The 15,134-nt window shown below is 43.1% G+C and carries 7 protein-coding genes; 1 reads left to right on the forward strand and 6 read right to left on the reverse strand.

All coding sequences use genetic code 11. From position 1 onward, the window contains the following. Positions 1-153 precede the first annotated feature (153 nt). Complete coding sequence (locus BXY_RS10610) at positions 154-1,020, forward strand: AraC family transcriptional regulator (protein ID WP_004317421.1); 867 nt, start codon at positions 154-156, stop codon at positions 1,018-1,020. A gap of 10 nt (positions 1,021-1,030) precedes the next feature. Here the strand turns inward: BXY_RS10610 and BXY_RS10615 are convergent, their stop codons facing one another. From BXY_RS10615 to BXY_RS10640, 6 genes are all read right to left on the reverse strand, one after another. Further along, on the reverse strand, positions 1,031-3,601 hold the full coding sequence (locus tag BXY_RS10615) for a beta-mannosidase (protein WP_015531871.1): 2,571 nt from the start codon (positions 3,599-3,601) through the stop codon (positions 1,031-1,033). Between the two features lie 1,021 nt (positions 3,602-4,622). Next, positions 4,623-7,127, reverse strand: coding sequence for a glycoside hydrolase family 31 protein (locus BXY_RS10620; RefSeq protein ID WP_074908735.1), 2,505 nt, complete (start codon positions 7,125-7,127; stop codon positions 4,623-4,625). Between the two features lie 36 nt (positions 7,128-7,163). Continuing rightward, on the reverse strand, positions 7,164-8,942 hold the full coding sequence (locus tag BXY_RS10625; protein WP_015531873.1) for an endo-dextranase: 1,779 nt from the start codon (positions 8,940-8,942) through the stop codon (positions 7,164-7,166). 14 nt (positions 8,943-8,956) lie between these two features. Next, positions 8,957-10,471, reverse strand: coding sequence for a SusF/SusE family outer membrane protein (locus tag BXY_RS10630; protein ID WP_117610512.1), 1,515 nt, complete (start codon positions 10,469-10,471; stop codon positions 8,957-8,959). A gap of 36 nt (positions 10,472-10,507) precedes the next feature. Then, on the reverse strand, positions 10,508-11,971 hold the full coding sequence (locus BXY_RS10635; RefSeq protein ID WP_373259574.1) for a RagB/SusD family nutrient uptake outer membrane protein: 1,464 nt from the start codon (positions 11,969-11,971) through the stop codon (positions 10,508-10,510). A 42-nt stretch (positions 11,972-12,013) separates the two neighbouring features. Further along, on the reverse strand, positions 12,014-15,013 hold the full coding sequence (locus BXY_RS10640; protein ID WP_049702226.1) for a SusC/RagA family TonB-linked outer membrane protein: 3,000 nt from the start codon (positions 15,011-15,013) through the stop codon (positions 12,014-12,016). Positions 15,014-15,134 lie beyond the last annotated feature (121 nt).

Below are 15,134 nucleotides of genomic sequence, written 5' to 3' on the forward strand. Positions count from 1 at the left end.
TCAATTAGTTATTAAGTATGATTCACTTTGCAAATGTAAGGCATATAATGATAGTTTTTTGATATTATATTGCTTAATAATTATACTTTTTTGAATAGCCTGTTTTTGTATTATTATTATTCGTACATTTGTATCAAGTTAAATACAGTTCTTATGAAAGACATTCAAAAGGAAATTACTCCCATTTCTTCTGATGATTTATTCATCGTTTTAAATCATCCCAATGCAAAATTTGATTATCCGGTACATTATCACTCCGACTATGAAATTAATCTTGTGATGAATACGTATGGAGAAAGAATTGTAGGCGATTCAGTCGAAAAGTTTGACAATCTGGATTTGGTAATGACTGGCCCCAATCTTCCACATGCCTGGAAAGGGGAGATTGTAGAAGGCAATCATGTGGTGACAATTCAGTTCTCGGACAAATTGCTCAATTTTCCAATATTGGAGAAACGACTATTCAGCCCGATTAAACAACTGTTACTCGACTCACAGAAAGGAATTAGCTTTTCTGAAAACACCATGCTGGCAATGAAAGAGAAAATTCTCCAGCTTACCCGGATGCAAGGCTTCCACACCGTTTTAGAGTTTCTCTCTATCTTGTATGATCTCTCCACTGCCGACAGACATATTTTAGTCAGTAATCTCTATGACACCAAAGACACGATACGTACCTCAAAAAGTAGACGCATTGCAAAAGTCTGCGACTATATAGAGAAGAATTTTGAAGAACCTATCAAACTGGGAGATGTAGCAGCTCTGGTAAATATGTCGGAATCCGCTTTCAGCCATTTCTTCAGAAAGAAAACAAATTGCACCTTTATTGACTATATCAACAACCTCCGTGTGGCCCGTGCTTGCCAGATGCTGACTGAAACATCACACACGGTAGCAGAAATCTGCTACTCGTGCGGATTTAATAATCTATCGAACTTTATTCGGATATTCAAAAAGAAGAAAGGAAACACACCTAGCGAATACCGTACAATCCTGCAACAGATGTTGATTAAATATTAAGTGCATTTATTTAATATCCATCGACCAACGATTTGATTTTTAGCTGTCGGGAAAAGTCCGTATATGAAATATCGGTACGAACTTTCACTATCTTATCTTTTCCCGGCATCAAATCGAAATAATTATCTTCAAAGAAATTATCAATTCCATCAAGAGACAAGTATACAGCTCTTGCAAAACGGTCTGCTTTTAAAGTCAATTCATATCCGTCAGGCAGTGACTTTAATTGATATGATATATTCACTTGCGGATATAACATCTCCTTTTGCTTCGTCAAGAAATAATTATTTATGTAAATCGTTCCTTGTTGATCGGTAAGGGTTGCGGAGATAACAAGCTGATTTTCCGGTTGTGATTTTATAAATGAATTCAATTTGTGGGACATAACGACTTTACTTTCATTAGCAGGAATAGTTACCGATCTTCTGATTGAATTAACAAGCTTTCCTTCCATGTCACAGACTTCCAGTTCCAGTATAGCGCTCGTTTTCCTTAATCTATCAGATACAATATATACATCAAGCTTGTCATTATTAACTATGGGAGATACAAGCACATCCCGAAAAGCTGCCTTGGCAAAATAATGTTGCGCTTTCCAACGTCCGTAGTAATCACGGCTCGACCACGAAGCAACCGGCCAGCAATCATTATGTTGCCAAAATAATGTCCCCATACAGTAAGGCATATCCCTGCGATGTGCTTCAATAGCCGTTTTAATAGCATCCCCTTGCAGTACAAGGTTCATATACAGAAATGATTCGAAATCTTTAGGTTTGCGATATTCGTTCAGCAAATAGTCTTCAATCAGTTTGTTCGCGAACTCACCTCCCCGTTGATGAGACATCATTACCTCGGAAGTTATTTCCCAGTCTTCAGGGTGCGGAGCATACATTTTGACCGACTCAAATTCGGGAAAAGATTGAAAACCATATTCACTAAAGAAACGACTACGCACCTTATTATATTCGGAGATCGGCTTTTTTGCATGCCATACAGCCCAATAATGCGTATCTCCTTTATTATTCTCGGAAACTCCGTCATAACGACTGAAGGGCGACGAAGGCCAATAAAATGTTTCAGGGCTATTTTCTGTCACCACTTCCGGTAGCATTTTATGAAACAGATCTTCATACTGCTGCCAGATAATCCGGGCATACTCCGGATTCTGCTTCACATAGTTTTCTTTCCAATTCCAACCAAACCAAGCTTCCAGACATTCATTATTACCACACCATAAAGCAAGAGAAGGGTGATTGCGCAAACGGCGAACATTATCAATCGCTTCCTGACGAATATTTCCCAGCAATTCACCTTCGGAGGGATATACGCTGCAGGCAAACATAAAATCCTGCCACACAAGAATACCATATTTATCGCATAATTCGTAGAAATAATCATCTTCATAAGTCCCTCCACCCCACACACGCAAAGTATTCATATTAGCATTGACAGCATCCAGGATCGTTTTCTCATACAGTTCCTTCGTCACACGAGGCAGAAAATTATCACAAGGGATATAATTAGCCCCTTTGGAAAATACAGGTATTCCATTAAGTTGAAAATAGAATGATCTTCCCTCTTTATCCTCCTTACGTATAACTTTTAATGAACGTATTCCTGTAGAAGTTATAAGACAATCCTTATTTTGCTCGTTTGTTTTTACTTCGGTCCGGAATTCATATAGATTGGCTTTTCCGAGTCCATTGCTCCACCACAAATTTGGATTCTTTATAAAGAAGTTTACAGCAATCTTATTCAATCCTTTTGTCAGGCAGGTAGTAGTAGCACCATAAATCTTTCCAGTCTTATTGTCTCTGACCGTAACTTCAGCCTTCTCAATATCTTTATCGGCTAGTATTTCTACAATATTACTAATGTCGGCTTGTTTATAAGAAACCTCTTTTTGCCGGATAAACACATTTTCTATCCGCAAATCATCCCATGCTTCTAATAAAACAGGTCTCCAGATACCAGAAGTTACCAGGCGAGGTCCCCAGTCCCAACCATAATGATAGCCTGCCTTACGGGCAAAAACACTAACCTTTCTATTGAATACTCCTCCATTCTCCGACTGGTCGTTGATTGCCTCATAGTGAAAAGGCAGCGCATCCCATTTAGGCATATCCCGTTTAATAGGAGAATGGAAATATATCCTTAATTTATTATCCTTTGCTTTCAGTTTATCTTTTACGGGAAGTTTCCATTCACGAAACATATTGTCTGCCTCCAATATCTTTTCTCCATTCAAATAGACATCTGCATAAGTATCAAGCCCTTTAAAATAAAGCCGTATATTGTTTTTATCCATCAATTCGTGTGCTACATCGAAGGTTGTTTCATAAATCCAGTCTTCCTTATCAACCCACTGTACACCTCTTTCATTTAAGCGATAAAAAGGATCTTCAATGATTTTATTATCAATCAAGTCAGTGTGTACTACTCCCGGAACTGTAGCAGGATACCAGTTAGAAAGACGAGCTTGTTTAAACCTCCATCCCGAATGGAGTTCTTTCTGAAGTGTATTGGCAGATATGTTACCATTCAGAGTGGAAAATGTAGTGACCATAGCTAGTGCAACCATCTTTAAATAAATTATCCTTGTTGATTTTCTCATAACAACTTTATTGTGTATTAGATTTCCATTTAAAATAACGTTGCAAACATAGGCAATTGTCAATCAATATTTTAATACTATATTACTTAATCATTATACTTTCTTGAAAAGGGTAATAGGAATTTATTTTATTTAAATAGACAACTGCTTATCGACTTGATAATATATACTTTCAATGTTCTATTTTTAATATTATACAAGGAAATGGCCAATTAGAAAATAACGAACCGGAAAATAAACTGCATAAATAAACGCATGAGCATACAAAAGGATGCCTAATATTGCATAAAAGCAAACAGGATATGCATCTTTCTCTATTCAGAAACCGCTCATTGCTTTAAAACCAACGAAGTGTTCCTCGGTGTGCATCGACTTGTTCCTCACCGAGGAAGCTATCGTTCCCCGGTGAAGAAGATAAAAATGGACTATTAAGAAACATTTTTATCTCTAGTTTACCATAATATATCGGAAAGGAAAAAATAATAAAATGATTAGTTATTCGGGCATCTGCTCTCCAAATAACAAAAATAATCAAAAATCTATCGCAGCTTGATTGGCATATTTTCGAAACAGCCGAAATAGAGAATCGCGTAATTACAAATGCAGGACATTTTCCTGCTTTTCTTTACCAAACTGCAATTCACGTCCTTCTTCCAATGATTAAATATTCCTTTTTTAAGAATCATCGTTTTTTAAGAGGCTACTGATTCCTTCAGAAGGCTCTTTCAACTTTTATCCTTCAATAGCTCTTTTGTCTTATCCGCCAAAAACAGGGGGATATTAATCAAATTACCATCTTGTTTCAAATTCAGCATTGAATAGCGAATCAGGTAAGCGGGTTGGAAAAGCTTCTCATAATGAATCACACTTTTGATATCAGAAATGTGATAACTTACACATTTCTGATATGAGTTTCGTGCGAATCTACACATTATCCATATAAAACGAAAGAAAAACTCTGAATATTAGCTTGCCAACAGCTCCCTGTTTATTTAAAAGTAATCATCAACTGTTCATCAACACCTTTATCAGGTATTCTCACACTACAGACACCTGTTTCCTTATCCCAACTCCACGCTACAGTTTCAGTGTTATTCTCCAGATTTTCTTCCAAACGTTCCGGTTTAGTTTGCTTTATCTTCTTTCCTTTGACAGTTATCTCTTTCGGAGCTTTCGCAGAATAAATACGGAACAACAGATTTCTCGGACCGGGAACAGTGTATCCTTTTCCTTCACGGGCAGAGACGGTCAGTTCATATCCATTTGCCAGAGTGCTGCAAATAATCGGTGTTTTGACAAATTCATCACGCTGATATCCTAAGTCTTCTCCTTCATCTTCGTAAAGAGTAAAGGCTGCTTGTGCACCTTCCTGGGCGGGAAAGATTTCAAAAGTAAGTGGATATACCGGTTTCTCATGGGTGTAGTTCATCACCGGCATGGTGGGGATGATGGAACCTTGCTTCACAAACATGGGAATAGAAGACAAGGGAGCGTCAACGGTAGTCCATTGCTCTCCGGTGTAGACCGTCTGCTTGTTGTTGTAGTCTATCCATGTGCCTTCGGGAAGATACACGTTCTTTGTGCGAGCACCTTTCTTCACCACAGGAGCTACCAACAATTCACGACCGAACAGGAATTGGGCATCCGTGGAGAAAGTTTCCATATCCATTGGATATTCCAGAAACAGAGGCCGCATGATAGGCAATCCTGTATCATACGCTTCTCGGGCGTAAGTGTAGATATACGGCAACAAACGATATTTCAGCTCGATAGCCGCTTTCGCGTTCTTTTCCGCTTCCGGCCCGAAAAGCCACGGTTCCACCGGGTTATCTCCCTCATGGTGGATACGACTCAAAGGATTAAATGCTCCGAATTGAATCCAACGGGTATAGAGTTCCGCCATAGCCGGATAATCCTCAATATCCCCACAGTAACCGGTGATATCACAGGAAGAAAATGGGATTAATCCCAATCCGGCGGAAAGCATTACAGGAATCTGATTGGCTAATTGTCCCCAACCTTGCAGTACGTCGTCTCCGTTTCCGCTATCACCCGTCCAGCCAAACGTATAACGTTGCAAGCCGGCATAAGCAGCACGAGTCATCTGGAAAACACGACGGTCCGGATTCCTCTTTTCAAATTGCTCCTTTACCACTTTGTCCCAGGTCAGACCATAGACGTTATGGATTTCATCGTGCATACCGAGATGGTGCTTCATCACCAGGCGTTCCGTCTGCTCCTCGTTACTCCAAGCAGGTTCGCCCATGTCTGTCCAGAAGCCGGAGACACCATCGTCAATAGGTTTCTGCTGATAAGTTCCCCACCAGTCGGCTACGGTAGGCAAGGTAAAGTCCACCACTCCGCAGTTCCCACCCCACGGCCAGGGCATATCGTAGCTTTTACCGTTCGTATTGTCCTTTACAAAATAGCCCAGACGGTCTGCTTCTTCCCATTGTTTTTTGTTGGCTTGTGCAATTACCGGGTCTTGAGATACGACTACCTTAAAACCCATCTCTTTCAAATCCGAAAGCATCTTTTTGGGGTTTTCATAGTTTCCTTTGCGCCATTCGAAATCCTGCAAATATTCTGTCCAGCCGATATCCTGATAGATAATATCACAAGGTATTCCCCGTTTCCGGTAGCCTTCGGCTATCTCACGACTTAGCTTTTCACTTGTCAACAGACCGCGGCATTGAGCAAAACCCAACGCCCATTTCGGCGGCATGATAGGTTTTCCAGTCAGTCCGACGTATTGGCTGATGATTTCTTTATAGTCTTTACCGAAGATAAAGTAATATACCATTTCCCCGTTCGGAGCTTCAAAGCTGTAATAATCACGGCTCTCTGTTCCGAATTTGAATTCCGTCTTATAGGTGTTATCAAGGAAAATACCATACCGGTAATTGCTCATAAAGAAAGGAATACTCTTGTAAAGAGGATCTTCTACCACACTATAACAAGGTTTGTCACTATTCCACATCTTATAAGACTCGCCACGACGATCCATCTTTCCCGCTTTCTCACCAAGTCCGAAGAAGTGCTCGTCACGACGAAGCACTTTATATTCCACTTTCTTCGTTCCTTCACTGACATGGCCTTTATCGGCATAATCACTAAACAGAAGTTTCTGATATTTATCGAATATCTGAAGACTCATCGGAGATTTATTCACCCGGATACGCAACTTCGGAGTAAATATCTCGTAACAGGCCGCCTGTTCATCCACATGAATAGTTCCTACCTCTTCCAGTTCTTCATTAATCACTGCAAACGAAGCATTTCTTCGTTGCAATTGCCCGTCGGGTGAGAACCAGATTTTCACGACGGAAGAGCTGCAAAGTTGCAATTGCAAGGCGGCACTGTCCGTCAGGTGAAAAGTCACCTGACGTCCTTGTTGTGTAAAAGAAGTGCACGTACGTATCTCATTTTCCGCCCAAACCCATGTTGGAAACATCAGACACAACACCCACACCCATAATCTATATCTAATCATCATACCTATCATTTTAGTTATTCTGTAGCAGCCACTTTATTCAGCCACAATCATCGTCCAATATTTCAGGGAAGGCAATGTGAAAGAGACAACTCCATTCTCCTGTGTAAAGGCCAATTCCTGCAAAGCCCCTCCGTGTACATCCGGCGACGCTACCCACAGCTTATTCACCTTTGCCGACAGATTCATTTGCAAAGCCGCTTTTGTAATCAAAGCCGGTTCCGGCATCGTACCGTCCACATCTCTCCAGCTAAGGCTGTTCGCTTGCGAGAAATTAAGAAGATGTATCACTTGCTTGCCACCTACCTGCTTGGCATAAGTAGTAACCGATCCCTGTTGAGGAGGCCAACTATTCAATCTCATTTCGCCATTGGTACAATTCATGGAAACACTATTCTCTGTACCACCGTCACGAAGCAGGTTTTGATAAGAAGTCAGGAAATCATAATAACGAACCATCGCTGTTTTCAATTCTTCGCTCATTGTCAGGTTCTCATTCGGAAAGTACTCTTTGCACAACATGTGATCGCCTCCCAACTCAAGGTGCGAACCACCCAAAGCAAACATGACAGCATCCGTCAGCAGAATACCCGGCGTATTAAATTCTCCCCGGTTATCCGCTTTATTATAATTCATATAAGCTGCAAAAACCGTATTCAACTGATAATTGCCATAGACTCCATTTTCATAAAGAATGGCTTTCAGATTGGTAAAATCAGCCTCATCCGCCCACACCTCATTATAGAAGAAATCAACTTTACCTGTCTCCCCTATCTGACGGGCACCGTAACGGCTGACCGCATTCATCACCAAACTCTTGTCCGGATGAGCCTGCTTCGTCGCTTCAATAAAAGAAGCATATCCCTCACGCAGATTGACCGGAATACCGTTGTAATTGTAAAGCGTGCTGCGTCGTCCCAACTGGTCTATCTGATAGCCGTCGAAGGCAAAGTTCGCATATACATCATCATTCCTTTCGTTCAAATATTTCTGCCATTCCTTATTAGAAGGATCTACCAGATAAATATTACTTTTCCATCCGCCCGGCAGATCATGACTGTCTTTAGTAGTGTGAGAAGCATCCTTAAACAAATACCATTCCTCCTTCACCCCGTCCGCAGCGGCATCCTTCAACGCCCCAAAACAAAGATTGTAAAACATAGACTTCATACCGAAACGATGCTGCGCTTCAATGTAATTCTTCACAGAACTTGTATAAACCTCCCGGTTAGCGATGTCCATATATACTTCGTCCAACTGCGTACGTGTACCGCCCAACGGCCAGTGATGTTTATTATGCCAGTCCTGAAACTGTACCCAATTGATGTGATGACGATTCAGATACGCCATCTCTTCCTGTGTCTTTTCGGCTGTCTTCTCCCGACTGAAATCAGCGACAAAACCATAACGCGGAAAACGTGCCGGATCACTGGATACATCTACCGCAATCGTACCGACAATTACATCCGTACCATTCTCCTGACGATACAGTTCCGCCATATATCCTTTGAAATCAGTAGTAGGCGGTTGCCATATCCAGCTCGTACCATTTACCGACTCTTCTCCGACAACCTCCCCTAAAAGACGATAGCGAACTTTAGTTCCGGCAGGCAACGCATCTTCTGCTGTAAATACCACTTTCTCCCCCGGTTTATAGAAAGCCTTATCCGTAGACAGGTCCACACTTAAATCCGATGTTACCGGAGTCACTTCGGTGACACTGCCCGAAGCTCCTCCATTCTCTTGGTTCGACCCATGATCGTCACTGCAAGCCATACACAGAAAAGCAGCCACCCAATATATTATTTTCTTCATCTTGAATTCTTGTTTTATTGTTTCACAATCGAAATCGTCTCTTTCAACTGGTCAATCGTAATCCGATAAGAACCGGCTTCCTGAATATTCCATTTATAATCCAAACTACCCAAATCTGTATCCGGATACATACTGTTCAACTCCGCATCCGACTTAGCAACGAACAATGCCGTCTCTACTTCCCCCGTCGGAGCCTTGTTGCTCTTATCCGCCATAAACCAATCCCCGTTCCAGTCTGACTGCTTATCGCAGGATATCTTCATCTCACCTGCCTTCAGCGTGCCGCTCCAGGTAAAGATATAAGGACTGTCGGCACTCTTAGTCATCGGAGTAGCATTGCCTAAATCCCATCCGTTCGGAGTTGCCTCACCCACCAGATACAGTCCTTCGTAAGGAGTGAACGGACGCATCAGCATCTTTTCTTTTCCTTTTCCTGTGTAGAACCATACTTTATAAGGCTTGCCACATTCGGCTTCCTTCATCTGCCATTTATTATCGTCACCTCCAAGCACTACGGATGTCGAAGTGTACGGAGCATTAGCCATGGTAGGATGGAAGAAAGCATCCGCCTGACCGAAATCTGTCACAGAAGCGAATTTAAATTCTCCGTCTGCCTTCCAGGGAATCACGGCTCCATAATGGAACAGATCCATTTGGACAGCATCTTTAGACAGTGCTTCAAATCCCCAACCATTGTTACCCGTAAACGAACCGACAATGAAAAATTCTTCATATCTCCAGCCAATATCTTCTGTTTCGGTAAGTGTCAACGTCAAGTCGAGCAGGTTTGCTTTTACGATATAAGTTGCTTCTTTACTGATTGTGAACTGTTCGTCCGGTTGGTCACCCGATGTACGGTAGGTCAGTTTGAATCCTTCTTCGGCAGTAGCATCGCGGTTGTACGACGGCAGGAATTCTCCTAAGGTCGTTATAAACTTAAACGATCCGGTATTCAGCTTTCCTGTCCATGTAAATTGTCCGTTATCCGTACGTTCCATTGCCGTTGCGTTATCGGCGCTCCATTCGCTCGGAGCAGCATCACCAATCAGGTAAAGCGTGGTAGTAACCGGCTGGTAGGTAGTCACTGTAAAGGCAGTCGTCGCAATCTGTTTCTGATCTTCCATTCCGGCAACAACCGCTGTGATACGTGCTTCCAACTCCGCTTTCACGGCATAGCCGATACCGAACTGCGTATTCAAGAATTGGTTGAGTTCTTCCACTTTCTTAGTCCATTGATACGTTCCCGTACCCAAATCCACCGAATAAGGATTCGCAAAGTCCGTTCCAGCTTTCGCCAGTTCCAGCGTATAAGAGATACGGTTACCGCTTCCATAATTCGTACCGGTAGTCCATGAAAGCGCCAATGCTTCCTGGCTATGGTTCTTTTCGTTCAACACCAACTCCTGCTGATTCACCGAAAGGGTGAGGGTATCATGTCCTTTATCTGTCTCCATATAATCCTCGGCACAGGCAACCATCGTTGCACCGATGAAAAGAGAGCATAACAACTGATATATATATTTCTTCATCATATTATTTGTCTAAATGAATGATTATAAAACGGATTAATAACCGGGATTTTGAGTCATCAGGTGATTGGAGTCCATCTCCGTCTGCGGAATAGGCAACAGGAGACGTTCTTTGGTCACATTATTCTTACCGATAGATTTCAGGAATGTCAATGCATAATTTCCATTATCAACCCGGATCATATCGAACCAGCGATGTCCCTCAAAAGCAAGTTCCATCCGACGTTCATGAATAATCTTTTCTCTCATTTCGGTCTGCGTCAGAGTGGTCGGCAGCTCTGTCAGCCCGGCACGCTTACGAACGATATTCATCGGTTCGGCAGCCTGATCCGGATGTCCCTGCTCATTCAAGGCTTCCGCTTTCTTCAGTAAGACATCCGCATAACGGTATACTACAAAGTTGTTGGGGTTGGTATTATACTCCGGAGAGACGGTTTTCGATACAAGGAACTTACGTACGTTATAACCCGTATTCGACCAGGAACGTCTGTATTCCATACCGTCAAAAGCAGGACAACCCTGATACAACACAGTGATGTCTTTCCGCAAATCACCGTCTTCGTATTGCTTGACAAACTCTTCCGTAGGCAGGTTCCATCCATAAGCACCGGCTACCATACCCGAATTACGTGGTCCCATGAAAGTAGACAACCAGGACGCTTGATTATCGCCGCCCCAAAAGTCATATTCCGTACTACCGGAGTATTGCACTTCGAAGAGAGATTCCGCACCATTATTGATCGTCGCATTAAAGTTATCGGCATAATTGCATTGAGTCAGATCATATCCCATTGCAGCAATGTTATTGCACAAGGTCACTACTTCATTATAATAGTCACGATGATTGGGAGCCAGTGTCAGGTAAATATCCGCCAGCATCGCCATTGCAGCCTCTTTGCAGGCACGTCCCCTGTCAGCATCTCCATAACTGCTTTTCGGAGGAAGCATATTCACTGCATTTTTGCAGTCGGAAAGAATTTGAGCATATACCTCATCTACCGTATTACGGGCAATATCCGCAGATTCTCCCGGTTCAAACGGCTCCAAGCGTAAAGGCACCCCTCCGTACAAACGAACCAGAATATAATAATAATGTGCACGCAGGAAATAAGCCTCACCCATGCAACGGGTCTTTATCTCATTGGAGACAGATGCTGAAGGCAAATTGGAAAGCACGATGTTGCAACGTCCGATCCCAACCCACGGAGAACGCCATACATACAAGGCAAAGCCGTTATCGCTCTGGGCAATGAAATTGGAAGCCTGAACAGTCTCCAAACCGTCAGTACCTCCTCCGGCTCCTACTTCACTGTTGCCTGCAATGATGTCGAGGCTCCAAATACGCTGGTTATACATATTAGATGACTGAAGAGTCTTGTAGCAGGCAGTAGTCAGTGCCACAGCAATCTCATTCGTCACTTCCGATTCGGGATCGACGCCATATTTAGGATATTTATCCAAGAAATCGTTGCACGATGTCAATGCCAGCATGGCAGACATAAATACCAAAGTTATTATCTTTTTCATATTCTTTCTCCTGATTTAAAAGTTAAAGTTCAAGCCCATACTGAAAGTACGTGAAATCGGGTAACGGCTGCTGTCGATGCCATTAATATCCACTTCCGGGTCGAAGCCGGAATATCCGGTGATAGTTGCCACATTCTCGCAAGAGAAAGAGATGCGGGCATTTTCCAGTTGAATCTTTTGCATCCACTTTTTGGGCAGTGTATACGAAAGCGTGATATTCTTCAGACGGAGATAGGAACCGTTTTCCACAAATCTGTCGGATACACGGCAGTTCTGGTTCGGGTCTCCCCAAATGGCGCGGGGCATAGAGTTGCTGGTTCCTTCACCCGTCCAGCGGTTCAATACCGCTGTGGTTTGGTTGTAAGCGGCTGCCATTCCTTCGTTGTCAACATTGTTGGCGTTATAAATCTTGTTTCCCGATACACCTTGCAGGAAAACGGAGAGTTCCCATCCCTTATAAGAGAAATTATTGCTTAAAGAGAAGAACCAGTTCGGATTCGGGTTACCGATAACGGTACGGTCTTCATCGTTGATGACTCCATCGTTATTCAAATCCCTGAAACGGATATCCCCCGGAGCTGCTCCCGGTTGGGTGGCGTGGCGGTTTACTTCCTCCCAGTTTTGGAAAAGTCCGTCGGTCACGTATCCGTAGAATACATTGATCGGATAACCGGCTCTAAGCATAGTCACGTATGAGTTACCCATCTGATTGATAAACATCGGAGTTTCGCTGTTCAGGTCCAGAATTTCATTCTTGTTATAGGTAGCCGTTAAAGCAGATTCCCAAGAGAAAAGACCTTTCAGGTTGATGGTGCGCAGGGTCATTTCCACTCCTTTGTTGCGCATTTTGCCGGCATTGGTAAAGGTTTCAGTAGTATCTTCAAAACCGGAGGTGATAGGGATGGAAGCTTTCACCAACATGTCTGCCGTCTTCTTGATGTAGGCATCCAGCGAAAGGTTGACACGTGAATTGAACAGGCTCATATCCACACCGAAGTTGGTCTGGCGTACCTCTTCCCAATGAATATTCGGATTGGAAAGGGTGGTAGATACCAAAGCGGTGGAGTTGTTGTTGCCGAAAGGATAGACTCCTGTATTATAGGAAGCCACAAAGCCGTAGTTACCGATTTCCTGATTACCGGTCACACCGTATCCGATACGCAGTTTGAGGTCATTCACCGGAGAATTGTCTTTCGGAAACCATTCTTCCTGCGAAATACGCCATGCCAGAGAAACGGAAGGGAATGTTCCCCAACGGTTGTTCTTACCGAAGCGGGAGGAACCGTCACGGCGCACAGTGGCTGTAAGCAGGTATTTATCTTCGTAAGAATAGTTGAGACGTGCCATCAGAGAAAGCAGTGCCCAGTCGCTCTGGCTGCCACCGATACTGTACATCTTCTCGCCGTTGTCCATTTCATGGATATTATCAAACATGAAGATATTCTTTTGAGCATTCAAGTAATCATAGTTGTTCCACTGGGCGGAAGAACCTGCCATCACACCTACACGATGTTTTTGGGCGAAAGTATGGTCGAATACAAAATAATTATCCCACAGGTAGGTAAATGATTTGTTGTCACTCTTATAGCGGGAAGATTCTTCTACCGGATTCGGTTTCCAGTCGTAAGCCGGAGTAAAGTTGTCGACAAACCAAAATTTGGCGTCATAACCGAAGGTGCTTTTCAACTTCAGCCATTTGGTAAAGGCAATCTCTCCGGTGATGTTTGCCAGAAAGTTATATCCTTTTGTCTCGTTCGTCATCATATACAACGTACCGATCGGATTGCGGACACTTCCATACCATTGCGCTTCCTGTCCGGGACCGCTCCAGCTACCGTCTTCATTCTTCACCGGCTGGGTGGGGAGTGCTTTCATCGCATCTCCGATGCTATAACTTCCTCCTTCTTTCACGTCCGTACTGAATGTCAGATTAGTAGTGAACTTCAACCATTTATTGACCTGGGCATCACTATTTGCCTGGAAATTGAAACGACGGTAATTAACGCTTTCCACGATACCGGACTGGTCGAGGAAACCGCCGGATACATAGTAATGTGCCTTTTCCGTACCACCGGAATAGCTAACCGAATAGCTTTGTTTCACTCCCGTACGTAGCATCTCATCCAGCCAGTTCGTTCCTGTTCCCAATAAAGAAGGGTCTGCCCAATAAGGGTTTGTATTATCATCATTATTAGACAGCATATCATTGCTCAAAGCGGCATATTGCGCAGCATTCAGCATATCGGGCACTTTAGTAGCGTTCTGAATAGCCCAGTTTGCGTTTACCGTTACTTTTCCGGCACCTTCGGCACCACGTTTGCTGGTAATCATCACCACACCGTTGGCACCACGCGAACCATAGATAGCTGTTGCCGAAGCATCTTTCAATACGTCTACCCGTTCCACATCAGCCATATTCAAGGAAGACAATCCCAAGTCGGTAGGAATTCCGTCAATGACAATCAGCGGGTTACTGTTATTGATCGTACCCAAACCACGGATTTTAATGGTGACATTATCACCCGGCTTACCGGCATCGATTATCTGCACGCCGGATACTTTTCCCTGCATTGCCTGACCGATATTAGCTACCGGAGAGTCTTTGATGTCCTTCACTCCGACAGAAGATACGGCACCAGTCAAATCGCTCTTTTTCATCGTTCCGTAACCTACTACAACAACTTCGTCCAATACTTCCGTATCTTCCTGCAAGGTTACTTTCAACGAGTTTTTCCCGTTCACCGGAACAGTCTGCGTTTTATAGCCGACAAAAGAGATAGTCAGCGTGCTGTTAGCCGGAACGCTTAATGAGAAATTACCGTCTACATCGGTTATCGTACCATTCGTTGTACGTCCTTCCACCACACTGGCACCGATCACCGGTTCACCCGTGGCATCTACTACATGTCCTTTTATTGAAATCTGTTGTGCGAATGCACTAAGAGATAGGAACAAGCCCCACATTATTAATAAGAGGCGGCGTTCAAAGCCTTTCGACTTCATACTCTGTTTCATGTACATTAATTTAAAGTTAATATTAGGGTTACTTTTGTTTTCGTTCTCTGTGTCATTGCTGAAATGACCGTGAAACAAAAGTATCCACATTTCATACTGCTTCTTAAAGCAGATAGCAAAA

Origin of the sequence: Bacteroides xylanisolvens XB1A, from assembly GCF_000210075.1 — a bacterium.
Lineage (GTDB): Bacteria > Bacteroidota > Bacteroidia > Bacteroidales > Bacteroidaceae > Bacteroides > Bacteroides xylanisolvens.